The sequence below is a fragment of the Luteibacter mycovicinus genome, assembly GCF_000745235.1.
GTDB lineage: Bacteria > Pseudomonadota > Gammaproteobacteria > Xanthomonadales > Rhodanobacteraceae > Luteibacter > Luteibacter mycovicinus.
The window spans coordinates 1530016-1556301 of sequence record NZ_JQNL01000001.1 but is presented as its reverse complement, the minus strand read 5'-3'; the positions used below and the strand labels follow the sequence as shown (position 1 = coordinate 1556301).

19 protein-coding genes and 1 riboswitch are annotated in these 26286 nt (G+C 65.9%); of the genes, 13 read left to right on the top strand and 6 right to left on the bottom strand.

Features of this window, described 5'->3' with window-relative positions:
• The first annotated feature begins 10 nt into the window (after positions 1-10).
• From xylA to FA85_RS07010, 6 genes are read left to right on the top strand one after another with little or no spacing between them, the layout of a single operon-like run.
• Positions 11-1327 carry a xylose isomerase gene (gene xylA / locus FA85_RS07035; RefSeq protein WP_036110348.1) on the top strand — a complete coding sequence of 439 codons (1317 nt, stop codon included), beginning with the start codon at positions 11-13 and terminating at the stop codon, positions 1325-1327.
• 16 nt (positions 1328-1343) lie between these two features.
• On the top strand, positions 1344-2825 hold the full coding sequence (xylB, locus tag FA85_RS07030; protein WP_343122849.1) for a xylulokinase: 1482 nt from the start codon (positions 1344-1346) through the stop codon (positions 2823-2825).
• Between the two features lie 52 nt (positions 2826-2877).
• Positions 2878-3891: a D-xylose ABC transporter substrate-binding protein gene (gene xylF, locus FA85_RS07025; RefSeq protein WP_239739759.1), complete on the top strand. Its 1014-nt coding sequence runs from the start codon at positions 2878-2880 to the stop codon at positions 3889-3891.
• 51 nt (positions 3892-3942) lie between these two features.
• Positions 3943-5490, top strand: coding sequence for a xylose ABC transporter ATP-binding protein (locus tag FA85_RS07020; protein ID WP_036110353.1), 1548 nt, complete (start codon positions 3943-3945; stop codon positions 5488-5490).
• 40 nt (positions 5491-5530) lie between these two features.
• Positions 5531-6676, top strand: a complete 1146-nt coding sequence (locus tag FA85_RS07015; RefSeq protein ID WP_051943303.1) for a sugar ABC transporter permease — start codon at positions 5531-5533, stop codon at positions 6674-6676.
• Between the two features lie 11 nt (positions 6677-6687).
• Positions 6688-7062, top strand: a complete 375-nt coding sequence (locus FA85_RS07010) for a TIGR03067 domain-containing protein (protein WP_036110356.1) — start codon at positions 6688-6690, stop codon at positions 7060-7062.
• A 94-nt stretch (positions 7063-7156) separates the two neighbouring features.
• Here the strand turns inward: FA85_RS07010 and FA85_RS07005 are convergent, their stop codons facing one another.
• From FA85_RS07005 to metE, 3 genes are all read right to left on the bottom strand, one after another.
• The gene (locus tag FA85_RS07005; protein ID WP_051943305.1) at positions 7157-7699 is read right to left on the bottom strand and encodes a DUF4142 domain-containing protein; all 543 of its coding nucleotides are present in this window, start codon (positions 7697-7699) and stop codon (positions 7157-7159) included.
• A gap of 165 nt (positions 7700-7864) precedes the next feature.
• Positions 7865-9085: a methionine adenosyltransferase gene (gene metK / locus FA85_RS07000; protein WP_036110358.1), complete on the bottom strand. Its 1221-nt coding sequence runs from the start codon at positions 9083-9085 to the stop codon at positions 7865-7867.
• A gap of 274 nt (positions 9086-9359) precedes the next feature.
• Positions 9360-11651: a 5-methyltetrahydropteroyltriglutamate--homocysteine S-methyltransferase gene (gene metE, locus FA85_RS06995; protein WP_036110361.1), complete on the bottom strand. Its 2292-nt coding sequence runs from the start codon at positions 11649-11651 to the stop codon at positions 9360-9362.
• A gap of 195 nt (positions 11652-11846) precedes the next feature.
• Positions 11847-12063, bottom strand: a riboswitch (cobalamin riboswitch).
• A gap of 90 nt (positions 12064-12153) precedes the next feature.
• Between metE and FA85_RS06990 the strand changes: the two genes are divergently transcribed.
• A complete protein-coding gene (locus tag FA85_RS06990) occupies positions 12154-13455 on the top strand; it encodes a glycosyltransferase (RefSeq protein ID WP_081907360.1) in 1302 nt (433 codons plus the stop codon).
• A 21-nt stretch (positions 13456-13476) separates the two neighbouring features.
• On the opposite strand, the gene FA85_RS06985 is transcribed toward FA85_RS06990, so the two are convergent.
• On the bottom strand, positions 13477-14457 hold the full coding sequence (locus tag FA85_RS06985; RefSeq protein WP_036110367.1) for an aldo/keto reductase: 981 nt from the start codon (positions 14455-14457) through the stop codon (positions 13477-13479).
• Between the two features lie 137 nt (positions 14458-14594).
• Between FA85_RS06985 and FA85_RS06980 the strand changes: the two genes are divergently transcribed.
• From FA85_RS06980 to FA85_RS06960, 5 genes are all read left to right on the top strand, one after another.
• On the top strand, positions 14595-16982 hold the full coding sequence (locus FA85_RS06980) for a membrane-bound PQQ-dependent dehydrogenase, glucose/quinate/shikimate family (protein WP_036110370.1): 2388 nt from the start codon (positions 14595-14597) through the stop codon (positions 16980-16982).
• Positions 16983-17526: 544 nt separating this feature from the next.
• Complete coding sequence (gene fusA / locus FA85_RS06975) at positions 17527-19602, top strand: elongation factor G (protein ID WP_036110372.1); 2076 nt, start codon at positions 17527-17529, stop codon at positions 19600-19602.
• A gap of 155 nt (positions 19603-19757) precedes the next feature.
• On the top strand, positions 19758-20954 hold the full coding sequence (locus FA85_RS06970; RefSeq protein WP_051943309.1) for a molybdopterin molybdotransferase MoeA: 1197 nt from the start codon (positions 19758-19760) through the stop codon (positions 20952-20954).
• Entirely contained in the window at positions 20951-21484 is a 534-nt protein-coding gene (gene mobA / locus FA85_RS06965; protein ID WP_036110376.1) for a molybdenum cofactor guanylyltransferase, read from the top strand. Before FA85_RS06970 ends, mobA begins: the two co-directional genes overlap by 4 nt.
• The gene (locus tag FA85_RS06960; RefSeq protein ID WP_139382633.1) at positions 21481-21819 is read left to right on the top strand and encodes a hypothetical protein; all 339 of its coding nucleotides are present in this window, start codon (positions 21481-21483) and stop codon (positions 21817-21819) included. Before mobA ends, FA85_RS06960 begins: the two co-directional genes overlap by 4 nt.
• Positions 21820-21847: 28 nt before the next feature.
• On the opposite strand, the gene fdhD is transcribed toward FA85_RS06960, so the two are convergent.
• Positions 21848-22612, bottom strand: a complete 765-nt coding sequence (gene fdhD / locus FA85_RS06955) for a formate dehydrogenase accessory sulfurtransferase FdhD (RefSeq protein WP_343122850.1) — start codon at positions 22610-22612, stop codon at positions 21848-21850.
• Between the two features lie 34 nt (positions 22613-22646).
• A complete protein-coding gene (locus FA85_RS06950) occupies positions 22647-24986 on the bottom strand; it encodes an FdhF/YdeP family oxidoreductase (RefSeq protein ID WP_051943311.1) in 2340 nt (779 codons plus the stop codon).
• A 159-nt stretch (positions 24987-25145) separates the two neighbouring features.
• Between FA85_RS06950 and FA85_RS06945 the strand changes: the two genes are divergently transcribed.
• Positions 25146-26150 carry a glycoside hydrolase family 15 protein gene (locus tag FA85_RS06945; protein WP_156108684.1) on the top strand — a complete coding sequence of 335 codons (1005 nt, stop codon included), beginning with the start codon at positions 25146-25148 and terminating at the stop codon, positions 26148-26150.
• The last annotated feature ends 136 nt before the right edge of the window (positions 26151-26286 follow it).

Here is a 26286-nt window from a genome sequence, read left to right as displayed (position 1 = left end):
AGGATTTGTTATGTCGTACTTTTCGCACATTCCGAAGATCGCCTACGAAGGTCCGCAGTCGGACAATCCGCTCGCCTTCCATCACTACGATGCGAAGAAGCAGATCCTTGGCAAGAGCATGGCCGAGCACCTGCGTCTCGCCGTCTGCTACTGGCACACCTTCGTGTGGCCGGGCTCGGACGTCTTCGGTGCCGGCACGTTCGAGCGTCCCTGGCAGACCGCGGGCGACCCGCTGGAGAAGGCGCGTGAGAAAGCCGACGCCGCCTTCGACTTCTTTTCCCGCCTCGGCACGCCGTTCTACACCTTCCACGACACCGACGTGGCACCGGAAGGCGCGAACCTCGCCGAATACCGGAACAACTTCGCCGCGATGGTCGACGTGCTCGAGAAGAAGCAGGCCGAAACCGGCGTGAAGCTGCTCTGGGGCACGGCCAACGTGTTCAGCAACCCGCGCTACGCCGCCGGCGCCGCGACCAATCCGCAGCCGGAAGTGTTCGCCTACGCCGCGACGCAGGTCCGTCATGCCATGGAAGCTACGCATCGCCTCGGCGGTGAGAACTACGTGCTTTGGGGTGGCCGCGAAGGTTACGAGACCCTGCTCAACACCGACCTCAAGCGCGAGCGCGCGCAGCTGGGCCGGTTCTTCCAGATGGTCGTCGAACACAAGCACAAGCTCGGCTTCAAGGGCACGATCCTGATCGAGCCGAAGCCGCAGGAGCCCACCAAGCACCAGTACGACTACGACAGCGCCACGGTGTACGGCTTCCTCAAGGACTTCGGTCTGGAAAACGAGGTCAAGACCAACCTCGAAGCCAACCACGCCACGCTGGCCGGCCATTCGTTTCAGCACGAGGTCGCCACGTCCATCGCGCTGGGTCTGTTCGGCTCGATCGACGCCAACCGCGGCGATCCGCAGAACGGCTGGGACACCGACCAGTTCCCGAACAGTGTCGAAGAGCTCACCCTGGTGACCTATGAGATCCTCAAGGCCGGCGGCTTCACCACGGGCGGTTACAACTTCGACACCAAGGTGCGTCGCCAGAGCAGCGCGGCGGAGGATCTCTTCCACGGTCACATCGGTGGTATCGACGCGCTGGCGCTGAGCCTCGAGCGCGCGGCGAAACTGATCGAGCGCGACGCCCTCGCCGACTTCAAGGCGAAGCGCTACGCTGGCTGGGATGCCGAGCTGGGTGCGAAGATCCTCAACGGTGGTTTCACGCTCGCTTCCCTGTCGGACGAGGCGATCGCACGCGACATCCACCCGAAGCACGTCTCCGGCGGTCAGGAATTGCTCGAAAATATTGTCAACCGTTATATCTACGGCTGATAGGGAGTTCGTTTTGATGGAAGCACAGGCACGCATGTACCTCGGTATCGACCTCGGCACCTCGTCGGTGAAGGCGGTGCTGATCGACGACACGGGGGCGGTGCGGGCCAGTGCGTCCAGCCCGCTCGAGGTGTCCCATCCCAGGCCGCGCTGGTCCGAGCAGGGTCCCGCGGCCTGGTGGGCGGCCACCGAGGCGGCGGTCACGGATGTCCTCAAGGGTGCCGATGCCCGCCGCGTGGCGGCCATCGGTCTCTCGGGCCAGATGCATGGCGCGACCCTTCTCGATAAGTCAGACAATATCCTGCGGCCCGCGATTCTCTGGAACGACACCCGGTCCGATATCGAGGGTGCCGAACTGGAAAAGGTGCCGGGCTTCCGCTCGATCACCGGCAACGTCGCTTTTCCGGGCTTCACGGCGCCCAAGCTCGCCTGGGTCCGCAAGCACGAGCCCGAGATCTTCGCGCAGGTCGCCAGGGTGCTGCTGCCCAAGGACTACCTGCGGCTGAAGCTCACCGGTGAGTACATGACCGATGCCTCCGACGCGGCCGGCACGCTCTGGCTCGATGTCGAGAAGCGTCAGTGGAGCGATGCGATGCTCGCCGCGACCGGCCTGGATCGCTCGCACATGCCCGAGGTCTTCGAAGGCAGCCAGCCGGCAGGACGGCTGAGCCGGGAGCTGGCGGATCGATGGGGCATGGATACCGTGCCCGTCGCCGCCGGTGGTGGCGACAACGCGGCGGGTGCCGTCGGCGTGGGTATCGTCCGCAGCGGCCAGGCGATGCTCTCGCTGGGCACCTCGGGCGTGTACTTCGCGGTGTCCGATGGTTTCCGTGCCAGCCCCGAGCAGGCCGTGCACAGCTTCTGCCATGCCTTGCCGGACACCTGGCACCTGATGTCGGTGATGCTCAACGCGGCCAGCTGCCTGGACTTCACCGCCCGCCTCACGGGCTTCAAGGATGTCCCGGCACTGCTGGCGGAGGCCGAAGCCGCCGGCCTGAAACCCGACGGCCCGGTGTTCCTGCCTTACCTCACGGGTGAGCGCACGCCGCACAACGATGCTCATGCACGCGGCTCATTCACCAACCTGGGTCCGGGCACGCTGCGCGCGGATCTCGCCAACGCCACGCTCGAGGGCGTCGGCCTGGGTCTGCTCGACGGCTTGCTGGCGGTCGAGTCGACCGGCCTGGTGGCCGACGAGATCACGGTCATCGGCGGCGGCTCGCGTAGTGCCTACTGGACTCAGATGCTGGCCGACATTCTGGGCAAGAAGCTGGTGTTGCGCGCCGGTGGCGAAGTCGGCCCGGCGCTCGGCGCGGCCCGTCTCGCACGCCTGGCGGTAGACCCGCAAGCCACGCTGGATGAGGTCTGTCCGATGCCGGAGGTTACCGCCGTCCGCGAGCCCGATGCAGCGCGTCATGCATATTTTCTTCAAACACGTCACCCTCTGTTCCGCCGCTCGTACGAGCGTTTGAAGCCGCTGTATTCCGACGCCGCCTGAGGCGACGAATTTCCGCCCTGAAGAGGGTGAACCCAGAAGCATGGAGATGAGCATGAAGCACAAGGCCCTATACACGTTGCTCGCCGTATCGATGGCCAGCGCCGGCATTTTCGCGGCGCCGCAGGCCCACGCCAGCAAGGAAAAGCCGGTTATCGGCTTCTCCATCGACGACCTGCGCGTCGAGCGCTGGACCAAGGACCGCGATTATTTCAAGGCTGCCGCTGAAGCCAAGGGCGCCACGGTCTCGGTGCAGTCCGCCGATGCCAACGAGCAGAAGCAGATCCAGCAGATCGAGAACCTGATCTCGCGCAAGGTCGACGTCATCGTCATCGTGCCGTTCAACGCCAAGACTCTGACGACCGTCGTGGCCGAAGCGAAGAAGGCTGGCATCAAGGTCATCTCCTACGACCGCCTGATCCTCAACGCCGACGTCGACGCCTACATCTCGTTCGACAACGACAAGGTCGGTCAGATGCAGGCCCAGGGCGTGGTCAATGCCGCACCCAAGGGCAACTACTTCCTGCTCGGCGGCGCGCCCACCGACAACAACGCCAAGATCCTCCGCGAAGGCCAGATGAAGGTGCTCAAGCCGCTGGTCGACAAGGGCGACATCAAGATCGTCGGTCAGCAGTGGACCAACGAGTGGCTGGCCTCCAACGCGCAGTCGATCATCGAAAACGCGCTGACCGCCAACAAGAACAACATCCAGGGCATCGTCGCTTCGAACGACGGCACCGCGGGTGGTGCCATCGCCGCGCTGAACGGCCAGAAGCTCGCCGGCAAGGTCGCCGTGTCGGGTCAGGATGCCGATCTCGCCGCGATCAAGCGGATCAAGGCCGGTACGCAGACCATGACGGTCTACAAGCCGATCAAGACCATCGCCACGGATGCCGCCAACCTGGCGGTCGACCTCGCCCAGGGCAAGGCGCCGAACTTCACCTCCAAGATGAACAACGGCAAGGGCGACATCAACACCATCCTGCTGACCCCGACCCTGCTGACGAAGCAGAACGTCGATCTCGTGGTCAAGGACGGCTTCTATACCCAGGCCCAGGTGGGTCAGTAAGATCGGGGGCGCCCCGCTTCGTGCGGGGCGCCACCTTGAGTGAGGAAGACCGTGAGCGAATACCTGTTCGAGATGCGCCAGATCGTCAAGGAATTCTCCGGCGTGCGTGCGCTCAATGGCATCGACCTGGCCGTGCGGCCCGGTGAATGCGTGGGCCTGTGCGGAGAAAACGGCGCAGGTAAGTCCACCCTGATGAAAGTCCTCTCCGGCGTGTACCCCTATGGCACGTGGGAAGGCGAGATCCTGTTCGACGGCAAGCCGCTGCGGGCGCACTCGGTGCGTGACAGCGAAGCGGCCGGCATCGTCATCATCCACCAGGAGCTGATGCTGGTACCGCAGCTCTCCGTCGCCGAGAACATCTTCCTCGGCAACGAGATCCGCAAATTCGGCGGTGTGATGGATTACGACGCCATGTATGCGAAGGCCGAGGCGCTGCTCGCCCGGCTCAAGCTCAAGGACGTCAACGTAGCGGCCCCTGTAATGAACTACGGCGGCGGCTACCAGCAGTTGTTCGAGATCGCCAAGGCGCTGGCGAAAAACGCGCGCCTGCTGATCCTCGACGAGCCCTCGTCGTCGCTGACCTCCTCCGAGACCGACACGCTGTTGTCGATCATCGAGGACCTCAAGCGCGACGGTGTGGCCTGCGTTTACATCTCGCACAAGCTCGACGAAGTGGCACGCGTGTGCGACACGGTCACGGTCATCCGCGACGGCAAGCACATCGTCACGAAGCCGATGAGCGAGATGACCACGCACACGATCATCACCGCGATGGTCGGGCGCGAGATCGAAAACCTGTTCCCGAAGATGGACCACGACATCGGCGAGGTGATCTTCGAGGCGAAGCACGTCACCTGCTGGGACGTGGCCAACCCGAACCGCAAGCGCGTCGACGACATCTCGTTCGAAGTGCGTCGCGGCGAGATCGTCGGTATCGCCGGGCTCGTGGGCGCGGGTCGTACCGAACTGGTCTCGGCGATCTTCGGCGCCTACCCCGGCCGCTACGAGGCCGAGCTGGTGCTCGAGGGCAAGTCGATCAAGATCCGTTCGCCCGAGCAGGCGATCAAGGCCGGTCTGTCGCTGGTGCCGGAAGACCGTAAACGCCAGGGTATCGTGCCGCTGCTGGGTGTGGGCGACAACATCACGCTCGCCACGCTGGCGCATTATGCGCACGCCGGGCAGATCGACCGTCAGGCCGAGCTGCAGGTGGTCGACACCGAGATCAAGCGGCTGCGCGTCAAGACGGCCAGTCCCGAACTGGCGATCGTCGGGTTGTCCGGCGGCAACCAGCAGAAGGCGGTCCTGACCAAGATGCTGTTGCCGGGCCCCAAGGTGCTTATCCTCGACGAGCCGACCCGCGGCGTCGACGTCGGCTCCAAGTACGACATCTACAAGCTGATGTTCGAACTGGCCGCCAAGGGCGTCGCCATCATCATGGTCTCCTCGGAGATGCCCGAGGTGCTCGGCGTGAGCGATCGCGTTCTCGTCGTCGGCGAGGGCAAGCTTCGCGGCGACTTCAAGAACGTCGGTCTGACGCAGGAGCAGGTGCTCGCCGCCGCGATTTCACACGCCGCCGAGGGGCCCGCACACGCGGCCTGATCCTTCGAACCCATCCACGCGCCACCACGGAAGCTCCTCCATGCAGGCCCAGCAAATCCAGCAACTGTTCGTCCGCTACAAGATCCTCGCGCTGCTTATCGCCGTCGCGCTGATCTGGGTGTTTTTTCACGTAAAGACCGACCAGGCCTTCATCACGCCCGGCAACCTGTCCAACCTGTTCCGGCAGATGGCCATCACCGGCATGCTTGCCTGCGGCATGGTGTTCGTCATCATCGCGGGCGAGATCGATCTGTCGATCGGCTCGCAGCTCGGCCTGCTGGGTGGTGTGGTCGCCATCCTTACGGTCAACCAGGGCTGGGGCACGTGGACGTCCATCGGCGCCGTGCTGGTGCTCGGCTTGCTTATCGGTGCGTTCAACGGCTTCGTGGTCACCAAGATGCGCGTGCCGTCGTTCATCGTCGGTCTCGGCGGCATGCTGGCTTTCCGCGGCATCGTGCTTTACATCACCGGCAGCTCCACCATCGCGCCAGCGCCGGATGACCTCATCCAGCTCGGCCAGGGCTTCGTCCCGGTGGCGATGTCGCGCTGGATCGGCGGCATCATCTTCCTTGCCATGGTCGCGCTGACCGTCCGCCGGCGCATGCGTCGGGGCAAGCTCGGTCTGCAGCAGGGCGCGGTCTGGGTCGATGCGGTCAAGCTGGTCGCCATCGGCGCGGTCATCTTCGGCTTCGTGCGCACGCTCAACGACGCCAACGGCATTCCCATTCCGGTGATGATCCTGCTCGGCCTGCTGGCCGTGTTCACCTACGTTTCGACCCAGACCGTGTTCGGTCGCCATATCTACGCGGTCGGCGGCAACATGGAAGCGACGCGCCTCTCGGGCGTCAACGTCGCCCGGGTCAAGCTGGTCGTGTTCGCGCTGATGGGCCTGATGTGCGCCTTCGCCGGCATCATCACCGTGGCCCGCACCGGTTCGGGTTCGCCCTCCGCCGGTACCGGCGGCGAGCTGGACGCCATCTCCGCCTGTTTCATCGGCGGCACGTCGATGCGCGGCGGTTCCGGCACGGTCTACGGCGCGCTGATCGGCGCCCTCGTCATGGCCAGCCTCGACAGCGGCATGCAGCTGATGGACGTCGACAACTCCTGGCAGATGATCATCAAGGGCGCGATCCTTGTGCTCGCGGTGTGGGTGGACGTGCTGTCGGGTTCGAACCGTAACGGCTGAGCATAAAAATCATGGACGATTTCGACACCCTCCAGGGTCAGTGGCGCCAGGTTCGGCTCGAAGCGAACGGCATCATCGACCCTCCGGATGACCACAGCGGGCATGGCGCGATCACCATCATCGAGGGCGATACCTTCTCGGTACGTCGGGAAGGCGGCGAGGTGCTGCTCGCCGGACACTTCGTGCTTGATACGACCACGCAGCCGAAGTCGATCACCTGGATCGACAGCATGGGCGACGACGCGGGTAAGCGCCTGCCCGCCAGTTACGTATTGGACGACGACCAGTTCCTCTTCATCGCGGCCGATGAAGGTATGGCCCAGCCGACGGCATTCGTCACGTCCCCGGGCCTGACGTTGCGCGGCTTCGTCCGGCATCGCCCCTAAAAATGTAGGAGCGCGCCTGCGCGCGATGCTCTTGCGCTGACCGTCGTGCGTCAGGCGTTAAGAGCATCGCGCGCGAGGCGCGCTCCTACAGGTCTTACTTTCCGCTGTTCAGCGCCCGAGCCATCTTCAGATGTTGCTTCAGCGTCGGCAGGGTCTTCTTAGCGAAGGCTTGCAGTTCCTTGTTCGAGCCCTTCTCGGCCTCGACCTCGAAGATGGCGATGGCCTTCTCGTGATCGGCGACAGCTACCTTCGCGTATTCCTTGTCGAACGCCGCGCCATTGAGGCGCTTCAGCGCGTCGATGTCTTTCTGGTTCGCGGGCGGCGGGCTCTCGGCGGTGGCATAGCCGCGGTCTCCGCTCGCAAGATTCTTCAGCTCCTCGCCCGACTTGGTGTGGTCGTCGACCATGTGCTGGCCGAACGACTTCACCCTGGCCGATCCGCCGTTGGTCACGGCGATCTTGCCCAGCTCCACTTCGGCCAGGCCTGCGCCGCTGGCGTTGGTGACGAAGCCGGCATCGGTCGGGGTACCGCCCTTGGAATCGGTCTGCTTGGCGTCGTCCTGCGCATGGGCGGCGAAAGGAACGGCGGCCACGAGTAGCGCGGTCGCGATGAGGCGGGGCAGGGTGCGTGACATCATGGATTCTCCGGTAGCACGGTAACGGCTGTCAGATGTCTCATTCCAGCCATGAAAGCATTGTGACCCCGGCGGCAACTTTCTGAAGTTCCTGAACGAAAACGGGCGCCTGAAGGCGCCCGTTTCCTATCGCATGTCGCACAAAACTTATCGCATGTCGCACAAAACTTACTTGCGGCGAGCAACCGTCGCGCCGAGGCCGGCGGCGTCGCGCAGGACGTCAGCCTTGTCGGTCTTCTCCCAGGAGAACGCCGTGAACGTGTTGCCGTTCTTGTCGGTGACGTCGTACGGCTTGCGGCCGAAGTGACCGTTGGAGGCGGTCGGCTGGTACATCGGGTGGACCAGATCGAGCATCTGGATGATGCCGTACGGGCGCAGGTCGAAATGCTTGCGGATCAGCTTCTCGATCTTCTCGTCGGGAATCTTGCCGGTGCCGAAGGTCGTCACCGAGATCGAGGTCGGCTCGGCGACGCCGATGGCGTAGCTGACCTGGATTTCGCAACGGTCGGCGAGGCCGGCCGCGACGATGTTCTTGGCGACGTAGCGCGCGGCATAGGCAGCCGAACGGTCGACCTTGGACGGATCCTTGCCCGAGAACGCGCCACCACCGTGACGGGCCCAGCCGCCGTAGGTGTCGACGATGATCTTACGGCCGGTCAGGCCGCAGTCGCCCACCGGTCCGCCGATGACGAACTTGCCAGTCGGGTTGATGTGGAACTTGGTGCCCTTGTGCAGGAGCTTCGCCGGCAGCACGGGCTTGAGGATCAGCTCGCGCACGCCTTCGATGAGGTCCTTCTGCTTGACGTCCGGATCGTGCTGGGTCGAGAGCACGACGGCGTCGATGGCGACGGCTTCGCCGTTCTCGTAGCGCAGGGTGACCTGGCTCTTGGCGTCCGGGCGAAGCCACGGCAGCGGCGAGTTCTTCTTCTTGCGGACCTTGGTCTGCTGCTCGACGAGACGATGCGCGTAGTGGATCGCCGCCGGCATGTACTCGGTGGTTTCGTTGGTCGCATAGCCGAACATCAGGCCCTGGTCGCCAGCGCCCTGTTCTTCCGGCTTCTTGCGGTCCACGCCCTGGTTGATGTCGGGCGACTGCTTGCCGATCAGGTTGAGAACGCCGCAGGTCTCGCCGTCGAACCCGACTTCCGAGGAGTCGTAGCCGATGTCGAGGATGACCTTACGGGTCAGCGCTTCCAGATCGATCCAGGCGCTGGTGGTGATCTCACCCGCGACGATGGCGACACCGGTCTTCACCAGCGTCTCGCAGGCCACGCGCGCACGCGGGTCCTGGGCCAGGATGGCGTCCAGAACGGCGTCGGAGATCTGGTCGGCGATTTTGTCCGGATGGCCTTCGGAGACCGACTCGGAGGTGAAGAGGAAATTGCTCATCGAGGGTATATATCCTTCTTTACGGATAAAGAGATAAATGGGGCGCGCCATGATACACGCCCCGTCGCCGGTTTGCAGCGGCAAGGGTACCCCCGGCGGGTGACGATTGCATGGATGTTCAGCGCGGGAAGGGGTATGAGGGGGTTGGGAGGGGGGTGCCGCCCGCTCTGTTGGCTTTTCGCGCGCGGGGCGCGCTCCTACGACAGCCGCCGTGTAGGAGCGCGCCCCGCGCGCGAAAGGCCAACAGCGCGGGGACACGGTGCCCCTTTTTCCGTCAGGCCACCTCCGCCAGCCGTTCGCGGGCCGCCCGGGCCACGGCCACCATCCCGGTCAGGGCCTCAGCTACCTCGGGCCAGCCGCGGGTCTTCAGGCCGCAATCGGGATTGACCCAGAGCTGGTCCGGACGAAGCACCTGGAGCGCCCGGGACAGCAGATCGGCCATTTCCTCCTTGCCGGGCACCCGCGGGGAGTGAATGTCGTAGACGCCGGGTCCGATCCCGTTCGGGTAGCGGAACCGTGTGAAGGCGTCCAGCAGCTCCATCCGCGAGCGGCTGGTCTCGATCGAGATCACGTCCGCGTCCATCGCGGCGACCGCCTCGATGATGTCGTTGAACTCCGAGTAGCACATGTGGGTATGGATCTGGGTCGAGTCGCTGACGCCACCCGCGGTAATCCGGAACGCGTCGACCGCCCAGTCCAGATAGGTGGCCCAGTCACCCCGGCGGAGGGGAAGGCCTTCGCGCAGCGCCGGCTCGTCGATCTGCACGATGCCGATGCCGGCTTTTTCGAGATCGTGGACCTCGTCACGCAAGGCCAGGGCGATCTGTCGGCACACCTCGGCACGCGGGAGATCGTCACGTACGAACGACCACTGCAGCATCGTCACCGGACCGGTGAGCATGCCCTTCATCGGCCTGGCGGTCAGGGACTGGGCGTATGCGGACCAGGCGACGGTCATCGCGGCGGGACGCGCCACGTCACCGAAGACGATCGGCGGCTTGACGCAGCGCGAGCCGTAACTCTGCACCCAGCCCAGAGACGTGAACGCGTAGCCTTGCAGCTGTTCGCCGAAGTACTCGACCATGTCGTTGCGCTCGGGCTCGCCGTGCACGAGGACATCGAGGCCGGCTTCTTCCTGAAACGTCACGGCGCGCCGCACCTCCTCGCGAAGCACGGCCGTATAAGCCTCGTCGTCAAGCTTGCCCGAGCGATGCGCGGCACGCGCAAGGCGTAGTTCCGTGGTCTGCGGAAACGAGCCGATGGTGGTGGTCGGCAGGTTGGGCAGGCCGAAGCGCTGCTTCTGCACATTCGCGCGAAACGCGTAGGCCGAGCGGCGCTGTCCGAACTGGGGCGTCAGTCCACGCACGCGCGCCCGCACGTCGGCGCGCAGCACGTCGGGAGAAAGCAGACGCGCCGCCACCGTCGCTTGCTGACGCGCGAGCGCGAGCTGCGCCGTCTCGTCGCCGACGGCGGCATCGGCGTAGCGTCGCAGTTCGGCGATCTTCTGCCGCGCGAACGACAGCCAGTCGCCGATCGAACCCGGCAGGTGCCTTTCTTCCGACGCATCGATGGGCACGTGCAGCAGCGAGCACGACGTCGACAGCCACAAACGCTCGTCGCGGAGGCGCTCGCGTGCGCGGGCGATGCGCGGCGCGATGGCGGACGGGTCGCTCAGCCAGATGTTGCGGCCGTCGAGCACGCCGGCGGACAGCACACGACCGGCGGGAAGCGCGTCGAGCACGGCATCCAGTTGCCCGGGCGCGCGCGCTAGATCGACATGCAGGCCGGCGACGGGCAACGACGCCGCCAGTTCGAGGTTGCCGCCGAGCTCGCCGAAGTAGGTCGCGAGCAGGATGCGGCCACGCGACCGTTCACCGATGGCGGCATAAGCGCCGCGATAGGCCGCCTGCCAGTCCGGCTCGAGATCGAGCACGAGGGCCGGTTCGTCGACCTGGATCCAGTCGGCACCCGCGTCCGCGAGCGCATCGAGCAAACCGCTCCACGCCGGCAGCAACGCGTCGAGCAGCGCGAGGGGATCGCTGCCGTCGACGGTCTTGGCCAGACGGAGGAAGGTCAGCGGACCGAGGAGTACGGGGCGCGCCGCATGGCCGAGTGCGATGGCTTCACGATATTCCGCGACGACCTTGTCGGCGCGCGTGGCAAACGACTGGCCCGCCTGCAGCTCGGGGACGATGTAGTGGTAGTTGGTGTCGAACCACTTGGTCATCTCCAGCGCGTGCAGGTCGACTTCGCCGTCCTGACGGCCGCGTGCCATGGCGAAATAGCCGGCAAGCGGATCGCGCTGATGGAGTCCACGGTAGCGCGGGGGAATGGCGTCGACCGCGACGGCGGCATCGAGCATATGGTCGTAAAGCGAGAAGTCGTTGACGGGAACGCTGTCGGCTCCCGCGTCGCGCGCGAGGCGCCAGTGGCGTTCGCGGAGCTGACGGGCGACGGTGAGCAGGTCGTCGGCGCTGGTTTCACCCCTCCAGTGACTTTCCAGCGCTCGCTTCAGTTCGCGGCGTCGGCCGATGCGGGGAAAACCGGGGTAGGTAACGTGTGGCATGTGGATGATTCCTCTTCGTGGCAAAGAGGAGGGAAGGGCGGTTCGTCGCGGACGCACGTGCACTGCCACACGGAAGGTGCGGCAGCGTGAAGGCGTCATGCGGCTTGCCGTCGACCTTCGCCCCCGCGGGCGAACCGGACCCTCGCGCGAACGCGACGGCCCAGGTCGGGCAGGGCACACGCACCCATGACGGCACGCGCGCCCAGGCCGGCGGCAGGTCTTCGGGCTCGTGGATGTGGCACCTGGGTGCCGCCTTGCGTGTCGCTTCCCGGATCGCCATCGATCCAGTGCTGATGACGCGCTCGTCTCCACATACCGCTGCGGGGCAGCGCCGGATTCTCACCGGCTTCCCTCTTCGCTTTTATCCTTCTATTCGAATAGAGAGATAAAGACCGCTGGCGGCCCAGAGGTTAGCCCTACGGACGGGGCAGGTCAACGAGCCAGGCATGCATCGCGTCGACATGTCGCCCGCGACGATGCGCCAGGGCATCGGGAGTAAGGCATGGCGGCAAGGCACATCGTGATGGCGACGGTGGGATCGCAGGGTGACCTGTTTCCGTTCCTGTCCGTGGGGCGGGAGCTGGTGGCGCGGGGCCATCGGGTCACCATCGGTGCCCATGCGATTCATCGCGAGGCGGTGGCGGAGGCCGGGCTGAGGTTCGTCCTTGCCAGCGGGATCGCGGAGCCCGAGGACAAGGCCGCCTTCGCTGCCCGGGCGTTCCATCCGCTGCGCGGTCCGCGCTTCGTCGTACGTGACCTGGCTGCGGAGGATGTCGCGGCGAGCTACCGCGCGCTGGCGCCGGTATGTCTGGAGGCCGATGCGATCGTCACCTCGACGCTCGCCTTCGCCGGCCAGATTCTGGGCGAGACGACACGCGTGGCGTGGTTGTCCGCCGTCCTGTCGCCCGCGGTGTTCCTTTCCGCTTTCGATCCGCCGGCGACGGGCATGGCGCGACTCGACCGTTTCTTACGTGCGTCGCCGCGTCGTGGCGCCTGGGTGCGCCGGATCGGCGAGCGGGTGACCGCACCGTGGACACGTGCCGTGCGCAGCTTCCGGCAGTCGCTGGGTCTGGCGCCGGTGTCGGTGTGGGGCGATCCGTTTCATCGCGGACAGCACGCGCGCGATGGTGTGCTGGCGATGTATTCGCCGTTGCTGGGTCACGCGCCGCAGGATGCCCCGGCGCACAGCGTGGTCACTGGCTATTGCCGTTACTCGCCCTTCAACGAAACCCTTCCCCCGGAGCTGTCGGCGTTTCTCGACGCGGGTGACGCGCCGATCGTGTTTACGCTGGGATCGGCGGCGGTGCACGCGGGCGAGGCCTTCCTTCGCGAGAGCATGGCGGCGGCAGGCGCGCTCGGACGTCGTGCCGTCTTGCTCACCGGCTCGCCCGAGATGCGCGCGCGCTTGCCCGACACGTTGCCAGCCGGGGTGATGGCTGTGGAATACGCGTCACACGGTGCGCTGTTCCCGCGCGCTTCCGCGGTGGTACACCACGGGGGTGTCGGCACGACGCAGGAGAGTTTGCGCGCGGGGTGTCCGGCGCTCGTGGTGCCGCATGGCTTCGATCAGCCTGACAATGCGGCGCGTGTGCTTCGGCTGGGTGTGGGCGATGTATTGCCCGCTTCGCGTTACCGCGCTGACCGGGCGGCGGGGAAGCTGCGCGTGCTTCTGACCGACGAGGGAGTGGCCTTGCGTGCCCAGCGCGCGGCTGAAGTCATCCGGGCCGAGCGAGGCGCGTCGCCGGCCGCGGATGTGATCGAACAGGCGATGGCGCGGCGAGACCGCCGTATGGCAACAACATAGCCGAACTGCCGCAAGCAACGCTTACGCGAACCCTGCGATCGCCCGCGGCGTATAAGCCTCCTCCAAAGCTGCCGTCTCTTCCTCGGTCAGCTCCAGATCGATCGCCGCCACCGCATCATCGAGATGCTGCGGCTTCGACGCCCCGACGATCGGCGCAGTCACGCCGTCACGATGCGCCACCCACGACAATGCCACCTGCGCACGAGGCACGCCACGCGCATCGGCCACCTTCTTCACCGCCGCGACGATGGCGCGATCCGAGTCTTCCGTGGCGTTGTAAAGCGTGCCGCCGAAGACATCGCTCTTCTGCCGGTCGCTGCCCTCGTCCCAGTCGCGCGTCAGCCGTCCGCGTGCCAGCGGGCTCCATGGCAACACCGCGATGTGCTCATCGATGCAGAACGGAATCATCTCGCGCTCTTCCTCACGCTGCAGCAGGTTGTAGTGATCCTGCATGCTGATGAACTCGGTCCAGCCATGCATCCTCGAGGTGTAAACCATCTGCGCGAACTGCCACGCATACATCGACGAGGCGCCGAGGTAGCGGACCTTGCCGGCCTTCACCACGTCATGCAGCGCCTCGAGCGTTTCTTCGATGGGCGTGGTCTGGTCGTAGCGATGGATCTGCAACAGGTCGATGTAGTCGGTGCCGAGGCGGGCCAGTGAGTCGTCCACCGAATGGAAGATCGCCTTGCGCGACAGGCCGCCGCCGTTCGGTCCCTTGCGCCAGTGGAAGAAGGTCTTGGTGGCGATCACCACCTCGTCGCGTTTCGCAAAATCTTTCAGGGCACGTCCGACGATCTCTTCGGACGTGCCGTCGGAGTATGCGTTCGCCGTGTCGAAGAAGTTGATGCCCAGGTCCAGCGCCTTGCGAATGAAGGGCCGGCTCTGTTCTTCATCGAGCGTCCAGGCGTGGTTTCCGCGGTCGGGAACGCCATAAGTCATGCAACCGAGCACCAGCGGCGAGATATCCAGGCCGGTACGGCCGAGCTTGATGTAGCGCATGCGAATACTCCATCGGGGGATGCCCCATTGTGACCGGCCGGATGTAGACGCTGCATATACCTGCCATGGCTATGATTTGCGCGAACCGCGGCTTCGACGCGACGCGCCCCTGCCGCGTCACCCACCGGAGTCATAAAATGCCGTCCACTCTTTATTCACGCAGGCCGCCCCGTATCACCGGCGTGGTCATAGCGCTTCTCGGTCTCTTTCTCGTGGGAGGCGGAGCGTGGCTCGCGGCTCTCGGAGGCTCGTTCTACTACCTCATCGCTGGCGCCGCGGTCGTAGCGACCGGCATCCTGCTCGCGCGCGGTTCGGCCAGCGCACTCTGGCTCTATGCCGTGGTGCTGCTCGGGACGGCCATCTGGGCGTTCACCGAGGTCGGGCTCGTGGGCTGGCAGCTGGAACCGCGACTGCTGGTTCCGGTGGTGCTCGGTATTTATCTCGTCATGCCCTGGGTACGTCGCAAGCTCACTCCCTCGGGCGGTGGCGCCTTCGCGGTGATCGTGGCCGTTATCGTCAGCGTCGGTCTCGGCGTGGCGGGTTTCATGCAGCCCGTCGGCACGCAGGGCGAAGCGGTCATCCGAAACATGGCGGATGGCCACGACGCCTCGGTGCCGGACAGCGACTGGCAGTTCTACGGCCGCACACCCAGGGGCGATCGCTTCTCGCCGCTGGACCAGATCAACGCGACCAACGTCAGAGACCTCAAGGTCGCCTGGACGGCACGGACGGGCGACACCATGCGTCCGGGTGAGGATCAGGGCGGTACCGACGCGGGTCACGAGTTCAACTTCGAAAACACCCCGATCAAGATCGGCGACACGCTTTACGTGTGTACGGGCCATAGCTGGGTGGTCGCCTTCGACGCCGCCACGGGTGCGAAGAAGTGGAGCTTCGATCCCAAAGCCAATACCGATGCGGACGTCTATCTGGCCTGTCGCGGCGTGGCGTATTACGAAGCGCCGCAGGGCACGCAGACCGATTGTCCGCGTCGCATCATCGCGCCGGTACTCGATGCCCGCGTGCTCGCGCTCAACGCCGATACCGGCAAGCCCTGCGAGGATTTCGGCGAGCACGGCTTCGTTTCGCTGACGCAGTATCTCGGCCATGTGCCGGCCGGCTTCCACTTCGTGACGTCGCCGCCGATGGTGCTGAAGGATCGCGTGATCCTCGGTGGCTGGGTCTACGACAATCAGGCGGAAGGCGAGCCGTCGGGTGCCGTGCGCGCGTTCGATCCGCTCTCCGGCAAGCTGGTCTGGGCGTGGGACGTCGGGCACGATCCGCAGAACTGGACGCCGGGTCCGAACGATCAGCTGACACGCGGCACGCCTAACGCGTGGGGCGTGTACACCGCCGATCCGGATCTGGGCATGGTCTACCTGCCGATGGGTAACGCCACGCCGGATTACTTCGGCGGCCATCGTCGTCCGTTCGACGAGAAGGTGTCGAGTTCGACGGTCGCGCTGGATATCGAAACCGGCGAGCCGAAGTGGACCTACCAGAACACGCATCACGACCTGTGGGACATGGACGTACCGACGGGTCCGTCGCTGGTCGACTTGCCCGGTCCCGATGGCGGCACGATTCCCGCCCTGGTACAGACGACCAAGCGCGGCGAGTTCTTCGTACTCGATCGCCGCACCGGCAAGCCGGTGACCGAAGTCGCCGAGAAGAAGGTGCCGACCGATACGGTCCCGGGTGACTTCGCGTCGCCCACCCAGCCGTACTCGGTGGGCATGCCGTCGCTGACACCGAAGGATCTCACCGAGCAATCGCTGTGGGGCGCGACGCCGTTCGATCAGCTGATGTGCCGCATCGAGTTCCGCAAGGCGGCGTACGAAGGTCAGTTCACGCCGCCGCAGCTGAAGGACACGATCGTCTATCCGGCCTTCGATGGCGTGATCGACTGGCACGGCGCCTCGATCGATCCGTATAACAAGCTGATCATCGCCAACGCGAACTACATCCCCTTCATTATCAGCCTCGCGCCGCGCCAGCCGGCGGAACAGAAGGGCTACGTGAAGCCGTGGGACGGCACCGGTGACGAGCCGAAGGTCGGCGGCGGTCTGGCACCGCAGTACGGCACGCCTTATGTCGGCAAGGTGCATCCGTGGCTGAACCCGCTCGGCGTGCCGTGCAATCCGCCGCCGTGGGGCACGCTCGCCGCGATCGATCTGGTCACCCACAAGCTGGTCTGGGAGCATCCGCTCGGCACGACGCGCGACACCGGTCCGTTCGGCACGCATACGAACGCGCCGCTGCCCACCGGCATCTTCAATATCGGTGGCAACATGACCACCAAGGGCGGCCTGGTGTTCATCGGCGCCACGGCGGATAACTACATCCGTGCGATGGACGAGCGGACGGGCAAGGTGCTCTGGCAGGCGCGTCTGCCAGCGGGTGGACAGGCGAATCCGATGTCGTACTCGGTCGGCGGAAAGCAGTACGTGGTGATCGCCGCCGGCGGGCACAGCGGGCTGGGGACCAAGTCGGGTGATTACGTGGTGGCTTACGCGTTGCCTTGAAGAGCGTCGCCGGCAGGGCCGGCTCCTACCTCTCCGCGGAACCCGCCCGGGTCACCGCAGACAGGTAGGAGCCGGCCCTGCCGGCGATTCCCGCGCAAGGCGATTCCCGCGCAGCAAGGCCTTGAAACCTCACCAACCATCCCTACCTAGTGCGCAGAACGCCGACGAGGCGTAAGATCCGCACCTCACCACGAGAGCCACACCATGTTCCGCTGCAAGCACGATTTGATGCTCGACCTACCGATCGCCCCTGGGGCGCGTCGCGGGTGCGCGCGCTCCGTGCAAGGTGGACCGCTGTCGTAAGACGGCGCCCGGCCTCGAAGATTCGAAAGCACCCGCAAGGGTGCTTTTTTTTGCCTCGCATTCGGCCAAACCCGCCTTTTTTCCAGGCCTTTACCGGAGTCTCCGTGTCATGAAGAACAGCCGCGACCCCCGATCCTGACCCGTCCTGCTCTGCCAGGGGCGGCGGTCGTCGGATCGGGGAGTGCCTCGCTCGGAACCTCTTCTTCGAGCCCCTGGCGATCCCATCAGGACATCGTTAGCCATGAGTACCACCACTCGCGAAACCACCATTCCCGTCGGCCGCTGGCGCAACCTCGGCATCATCGCGCACGTCGACGCGGGCAAGACCACGCTCACCGAGCGGCTTCTCTACAAGACCGGCACGATCCATCGCACCGGTGAGGTGCACGACGGCGCGACCACCACCGACCATATGGAGCTCGAGCGCGAGCGTGGCATCACGATCGGCGCCGCGGCCGTGCGCGCGAACTGGACTCCGCAAGGTGACCAGCCGCATCGGCTGACCCTCATCGATACGCCCGGGCACATCGACTTCGCGATCGAGGTCGAACGTTCGCTGCGCGTGCTCGACGGTGCGGTGACCGTGTTCTCGGGCGTCGCCGGCGTGCAGCCGCAATCGGAAACCGTATGGCGCCAGGCGCGCCGGCATGGCGTACCGTTGATGGCCTTCGTCAACAAGATGGACCGCCCGGGCGCGGATTTCGATGCGGTGGTCGCACAGATGCGCGACAAACTCGGTGCCAATCCGTGGGTCGTCGCGCGTCCGGTGATCGAGGGCGAGCACATGACCGGTCTCGTCGATCTCGTCGGCGAACGCACATGGCGTTTCGATGACGACGGCACGCCGAGCGTGCACGGCTGGGACGGGACGGAACGTGCCGCCCATGCCGACGCACGCGCCGAACTCGTGGCCGCCGTGGCGGACCGTGACGAAACGCTTGCCGAACTCTGGCTGGCGGAACAGCCGATCGATGCCGACGTCCTCACGGCGGCGCTGCGTCGTGGCACGCTGGCGGGCCTCGGCTCCCCGGTATTGCCGGGGTCGGCGTTCCGCAATGTCGGTATCGAGCCATTGCTCGATGCGTTCGTCGCGTATCTGCCGTCGCCCGTGGATCGCCCGTCCGTCGTCGCGCACACCGATAACGGCGACGTCTCGCTGGCCCCTGACGCGAACGCGCCGCTGGCTGCGCTCGTCTTCAAGGTAGTCAACCAGGCGCATGGTCCGCTGGCCTTCGTGCGCGTGTATTCGGGTCGCCTGCACGTCGGCGATGCCGTGTGGCGCAGCGGCACCGATCGCGTGCAGCGGGTCGGCCGCCTGGCGGTCGTGCGTGCGGAAGATACCGAAGCGGTGGAGGCCGCCGAGGCGGGCGACATCGTCGCGATTGCCGGCTGGAAAGACGTCGCGACAGGCGAAACCTTGTCGGACTCGCATCGCCACGTGCGGCTGGAAACGATCCAGGCGCAGCCGGCGGTACTGTCCTGGCGACTGTCGCCCGAACGCTCGGCCGATCTGCTCAAGCTCGGGAATGGCCTGGCGCGCCTCGCGCAGGAGGATCCTTCCTTCCGCGTGAGCACCGATCCTGAAACCGGCGAGACGCTGGTCTGGGGTATGGGCGAGCTGCACCTCGAAGTGATGGTCGAGCGGCTGCGTCGCGAGTGGGGTGTGCAGGTGCGCACCGGTTCTCCACGCGTGGCGTACCAGGAAACCCCCGCGAAGGCCTCGGGCCCGGTCGAGGGCAAACTGGCCAAGCAGACGGGCGGCAGCGGTCAGTACGCACGCGTGGTGCTGTCTCTGGCACCGACCGGCGAGGATGTCAACCGGTTTGTCGACAAGACGACCGGCGGCGTCATTCCGAAGCAGTTCCAGTCGGCGGTGGAGAAGGGTGCGCATTCGGCACTGCTCGAAGGTCCGCGTGGTTACCCGGTGGTCGGTGCGGAAGTGATCGTGCTCGACGGTCAGGCCCATGCGGTGGACTCGAACGAGGCCGCGTTCCATCGAGCGGCCCAGATCGCGGTGAAGTCGGCGCTGGAAGCGACCGGTACGGTGCTGCTGGAGCCGGTGATGCGCGTGTCGGTGTCGACGCCGGGCGCGGCGGTCGGTGACGTACTGGGCGACCTGCAGCGTCGCGGTGGGCAGATCGTCCACCTCGCCGATACGCAGGAGCGAACCGAGATCGAAGCCGACGTGCCGCTGGCGCAGCTCGATGGCTACAGCACCGCGTTGCGTTCGCTGAGCCAGGGGCGTGCGTCGGCAACGGTGGCTTTCGAGGCGTATCGCCCGGCGACGGTGCAGGAGGCGTCGCGCCGTTCGGCGTAAATGGCGGGCGGGCCTGCTGGCGGAGCATCGCCAGCAGGCTGGCTCCCAACGGATTTGGGATCGACCGAGGCACGCTCCCCCAGATCGCCCGCCTTCTGGTGGGAGCCAGCCCTGTCACCGATGCTCTCCGTCCCACGAAGGGTTACCCTTCTCCCATGATTTCCTACCCCGACGCACTCGCCCTCCTTCTTGCCGAATCCCGCCAGCTGGAGAGCGAGCGCGTCACGGTCGACACGGCGGCAGGACGCATTCTCGCCGCCGACATCGTCAGCCCGATGTCCCTCCCGGGCTTCGATAACGCCGCCATGGACGGATACGCACTACGCGCACCGGGTGAGACGATCGCCGCGGGTGCGACTTATACGATCGCGGCGATGCACGCGGCAGGCGACGGCGCCGAAGGCTATCCGGATGCCCAGTGCTGCGAAATCGCCACCGGCGCACGGATGCCCGCCGGGTTCGACACCGTCGTCCCTGTCGAGCGGTGTGAGCGCAGCGGAGGTATCGTTCGCTTCACCATCGACGAACGCCGCGGGCAGAACGTGCGTGCGGCCGGTAGCGACATCGAGGCAGGTAGCCTCGCGTTGGGTATCGGGCGGCGCATCGATGCGGCGGCCATCATGTTGCTGGCGGCACTGGGTGTCGAAACGATCGACGTCGCCCGTCGGCCACGTGTGGCGATCATCACCACCGGCAGCGAACTGCATCCCGTCGGTCCGTTGCCGCCCGGTGGCATCCACGATTCCAACGGTCCGTTTCTCGCGGCAAGCCTCGTTCGCTGGGGCGCCGAGCTCCTGTTCCGTCGTCGCGTCCCGGATATCGGCGACGCATTCCACGAGGCGGTGCGCAACGCTCTCCAGGCCGGGGCGGATCTCATCGTCACGACGGGAGCCGTGTCCGCGGGACGCTTCGATTTCGTTCCCTCGGCGCTGGCTTCGCTGGGCGCAACGACGCTTTTTCACAAAGTGGCCATGCGCCCAGGTAAGCCGTTGCTTGCCGCGCGCTTCGATCACGGGCCCATGGTGGTCAGCTTGCCCGGCAATCCGATCGCGGTGGCCGTCGGCTATCGTTTCTTCGTCGCTCCGGTACTTCGTGCCATGGCGGGTCTCGGCGCCGAGCGGTCGCAGCGGGTTCGCGTGAGCGAGAGCGTCGGTATGCGCGAGGGCATGCATCATTTTGCCCTTGGCCAATGCGTCAGCGATGTCGATGGCCTCGAAGCGATTCGCCTGATGCGGGCACAAGCGGCCTATCGCATCGTGCCATTTACACAGGCGGATGTGTGGTTGAGCGCCGCCGACGCATTCGGCGATACGGCTGACGCCTGGCCGCTCGATCCGGCGGATGCGCCGTGATCGTCGGCCTCATCCTGGCGGGTGGCTTGTCCTCGCGCATGGGGGCCGACAAGGCGTCGCTGATCATCGAAGGGCGCACGTTATTGCAACGGACTGCCACGGCGTTACGCGCCGTCGGTGCGACGATCGTGGCGGTGAGCGGCGACCGGCCCGGCGGCATACCTGACCGGTGGCCGCGCAGCGGACCCGTCGGCGGCATCGCCAGCGCGGTGGAATACCTGCCGGATGGCGAGCTGCTGGTCGTTCCCGTGGATATGCCCCGGCTGAATCAATCCGTGCTGGAGCCGCTGATTGCCGCCCGCTCAGAGCGCACGACGGTGTGGCACGGCTACCCGTTGCCTATGCGCATGACGCTCGACGGCGCCTCGCGCACGGCGCTGGCCGAACTCATGACGCAGCCCGGAAGGACCTGCTCCGTATCGGCCCTGCAATCCCGTCTGGGTGCGGCGCGACTCGCGATCGACACACTGGACACGCGCCTGCTGGTCAACTGCAACACCCCCGACGAATGGCGTGAGGCGAACGCATGAGAGTGCAACTGGAGAACGACACGATCCGCGTGCGCATCGACGAGGACGAACTGAGCGAACTGTTGCAGGACGTCGCGTTGCTCGGTTCGACAGCCTTCGGCACGGTATTCACCATGCGCTACGCCGTCGATGCGACCGACGCCGTGGTGTGTGGGCTGTCGGGCAATGCACACGAGTGGCGGATGGAAGTACCGCGGCTGGCGCTTGAAGACTTGCAGTCGCGTCTGCCCAGCAAGGACGGTCTGGTCTTCGATATCCCTGGATACGATACGGTCGCGACGACGGTGCGTTTCGATGTGGACGTGAAAGACAGCCTGCGTCGACGCCGGGGCTGATCCATCGCGCGTCACGCGTCGGTGCTGATTACACGATGCGCTGGGGGCGTGTGTAGACGTTGAAACGTCCCGGTCGTGCGAAGCCCACCAGGGTGACGCCGCAATCCGCGGCGAGGTGGACCGCCAGCGCGGTGGGCGCGGAGATAGCGACCACCACGGTGATGCCCGCGACCGCCGCCTTGGTCACCATTTCGTAACTGGCCCGGCTGGTGATCGCGACGAAACCCTCGTTTGTATCCACGCGGGACGTCAGCAGGACGCCGATGAGTTTGTCGAGCGCATTGTGCCGGCCGACGTCCTCGCGAACGTGGATCAGCGTGCCGTCGGGGAGGGCCCAGGCAGCGGCGTGAACGGAGCCGGTGAAGGCGTTGATGGGTTGCGACGCGCGGAGTAGTTCGAGAGCGTGTTCGATGGCGGCGGGGGTAATCGTGGGGCCTGAACCGACGGGGCCCGGGTGGCGGACCACGTCCTCGAGCTCGCGGCTGCCGCAGATGCCGCAGCCGCTGCGCCCGGGGAGTTCACCGCGGCGCGTATCGCCGGAACGGGTGTTTCCCACCGTCCGCACATCCACCGTGATCCCCTCGAGCACCTCACTCACCTCTACGGACACGATGTCGTCGATCGAAGCGACCTTGCCTTCCGTCAACGCGAACCCGCGCGCGAAATCCTCCAGATCGCACGGCGTCGCCATCATCACCGCGAACGGCCGCCCGTCGAAATGCATGGCGACCGGCACCTCTTCGGCAAGCCGGTCGTCATCTTCCGTCGCCTGGCCGCGCTCGTAACGGAGCACGGGCCGCGTCGCGCATCCCGCAGGCGGCGGGCGATCAGGCGACGGCATGCGATGCCTTGCGTTTGTCGCGAGGATCCGCCGGCAGGGTGGAAGCCACGATACGCACCGGTACCGACTTGTACGCCGGTGTGCCCGAGCGGCGATCGTGACTCTCGAGCGCGATCAGTGCATTTCCTTCGGGGTAATACATCGCCACCGAACCCTCGGCGATGTCGAAGGCCACGGCCGTGAAGCCGCGTACGGCGCGCTCCTTACCATCGGCCACGTTGACCCCTGTGGCGAAGACATCGATGCGATCGCCCTGCCTGAGCCCGCGCGCGGCGAGATCTTTCTCGTGCATGAAGATGACGTCGCGTCGGCCGGTCACGCCGCGGTAGCGGTCGTTGAGGCCGTAGATCGTCGTGTTGTACTGGTCGTGCGAGCGGATCGTCGTGAGCATCAGGTCGTCGTCGCCCAGCGGCTCGTCTTCGTCCAGACCGCGCGCGATCAGGAACTGCGCACGCTTGTCCGGTGTATCCCAGGCGCGCTCGCTGGCGGCGACGCGAAGACGAAAGCCGCCCGGCACGTTCACGCGCTTGTTGAAGTCGTAGAAGATCGGAAAGACCTTCTCGATGTCATCGCGGATGAGGTTGTAATCGCCGACGAGGCGGTCCCAATCGACCTTCGTATCGGGCAGTGTCGCTTTGGCGATACCACGCACGATCCAGGGCTCGGAGCGCAGATGCTCCGAGGCGGGCGTGAGCGTTCCCGCCGACGCATGCACCATGGACATCGAATCTTCCACGGTGACCGCCTGCGGCCCCGTGGCCTGCTCGTCGAGTTCCGTACGGCCGAGGCAGGGCAGGATCAGCGACTCCTTCGCAATGATCAGGTGCGATCGATTGAGCTTGGTCGCGATATGCACGGCGAGGTCGAGGCCGCGCATCGCGGCGAAGGTTTCTTCCGTGTCAGGCATGGCGACGGCCAGGTTGCCGCCGAGTGCGACCAGCGCCTTCGAACGCCCTTCGCGGATAGCGATGACGGCCGCGACCGCATCGTGGCCGTGTTCGACCGGCGGTTCGAAACCGTAGGTCTTACGGATGCCCTCATTGAGGGCCGCGTTAGGCTTCTCGGTGATGCCCACCGTGCGATCGCCCTGTACGTTGCTATGCCCACGCAGCGGGCAGATGCCCGCACCTTCCCGGCCGATGTTGCCGCGCATGAGCAGCAGGTTGGCGATCTGCTGGACATTCTCGGTGCCGTGGGCATGCTGCGTGATGCCCATGCCGTAGCAGACGATGACCTTGCTGGCCCTGGCGTAGATCCCGGCGGCGTGTTCGATCTCCGCGCGGGTCAGGCCCGACTTGCGTTCGATCGCATGCCATTCGGTGGCTTCCACATCGGCGACCAGCGCGTCGAAACCGCCGGTGTTCGCCTCGATGAAGTCGCGATCGATGACGCCAGGCATGCCTTCCGCCAGCGCCTTCGCGTCCTCGACCAGGAGGTACTTCATCATGCCCTTGAGCACGGCCACATCGCCGCCGATCTTCAGCTTGTAATAGGTCGAGGCGATGCGCACCGAACGGTTGGTGATCATCTCGACCGGATGCTGCGGTGAGGTGAATCGCTCCAGGCCGCGCTCGGGTAGGGGATTGAGCACGACGATGGGCACACCGCGTAGCGACGCCTCGCGCAGCGTGGACAGCATGCGCGGATGGTTGGTGCCCGGGTTGTGGCCGATGCAGAAGATGGCGTCACAGTGTTCGAAGTCGTCGAGCGTCACCGTGCCCTTGCCCGACCCCAGCGACTGCGGCAGGCCCACGCTGGTGGCTTCGTGGCACATGTTCGAGCAGTCGGGGAAATTGTTGGTGCCGAACTCACGGACGAACAGCTGGTACAGAAATGCCGCTTCGTTGGACGCGCGCCCGGAGGTGTAGAACTCGGCCATATCCGGGTCGGGCAGCGCACGCAGCGCCGCGCCGATGCGCTCGAACGCGGCGTCCCACCCGATCGGCTGGTAGGTATCGCTGGCGTGGTCGTAAACGAGGGGATGGGTCAGCCGACCCAGCCCCTCGAGGGTGTAGTCGGTGAGATTCCACAGATCGGCGACCTTGTTCGTCGCAAAGAATTCCGGCTTCACGCGCTTGGCCGTCGCTTCCCACGACACGGCCTTGGCGCCGTTCTCGCAGAACTCGAACGACGAGGTTTCCTTCGGATCGGGCCATGCGCAGCCCGGACAATCGAAACCCTGGGGCTGGTTGACCTTGTGCAAGGCGATGGATTCGCGCGCGATCGCCATCTGGCCGCTTAGGGCGCGGGCTACGGCACCCAGGGCGCCCCATCCGCCTGCCGGGCCGTCGTAGGGCTCGAAACCCGGAACGTCTTTGTCACTCATGCCTGTCACCTGTTGGGTACCCACGCCTTTTCTCATTCTACGCCCCGCTGCGTCCGGCGAAATTGAACGAAGGTACGGCGTGTTCACGTCGCCTTGCCGGTCGCTGGCCCAACCTCCGCGCCGCTCGGCGTCCCTCCCCAGGCGCCAGGAAGAACCGACGTGCAAGCACAACAGCCGGCCACCATGCTGCATGAGGGCCTGACACCCTCGGGCGGCCTCCCCATCGGCGACTTGCGTGGGTTCGGGCGCGTGCGCGCCGACGCCGCCCTGGCGTGCCTGTCGCTCGATCGCTCGAAGCCCGCGCTGGCGTCGTCACGGGTCGATCGGTCCCTGCTGCTGCTCGACGTGGACGGCGACGTCGTCTGGGACCAGGCGTACGTGCCGGGTACCAACGTCATCGAGTCCACGGGGCGCATTGGCGCCGCCGAGCTTCGCGTCGTCGACTTCATGGCGCTGGCCGAAGGGCGGCCGGGGCAGGGAGACGCCGTCGCCGCGGGCCGTTTCGTCCGTATCGTGACCTGCACCGAGGGCGAGGTGACGTTCCGCCTCACGTGCGGGCTCGCCGTGGATGCCGCTCCGGGTCTCGAAGGACGCACCGTCGACGGCGCCTACGTGGCGTGCTCGCACCTGCTGGATTTCAGCGACGAGTGCGCTTCGGCGTCCGTGCACGTCCGCGCGGGGCAGAGTGCGGCGCTGGTCATCGCCGCCGCGCCGCTGGACGGCGGTCCGGCGCTGATCGCGGACACGCTGCACGGTCTAGGTGACACCATTCATTACTGGACCTGGTGGAGCGACCGTTGCCGCTACAAGGGTGAGGATTTCGACGAACGTCTCCGGGACGTCCTCGAGCTGAAGCTCGCGTGCGCGACGGGCGCCGGAATGATCTGCGAGCGGCCCGGTACGCACGGCTACGCGCCGGCCCCGCTGGGCGAGTGCTCCCGCGCCGCCGCGCGTTTCCTCGCGCTGGGCTACCGGCAGGAATGTGTCGACCTCCTGAGCCACGTCCACGTGCAGTCGGTGGAGGTGGATGCCGCTTCATGGGGAGCCGACGAGGCCTTCGTTTCGACGCTCGCGCGCTACACCGAGCGATACGGTGATGCCGGATTGCCGCCGGCGCTTCGTCATGCGGCACTGCCGCAGACCGACCCTTTGCGCGCGGTGTGACCGCAGAATTGGGTTGATGCGTTGCATCAAAGTCATGGCGTCACGCAAGGCATGAGTTTTACGCATAGCTGATAGGCGCGCCCGGGCGTTGTTTGCCTGCCGCCGCACCGCCAGCATCGCTCCCGCCCAGCCGGTG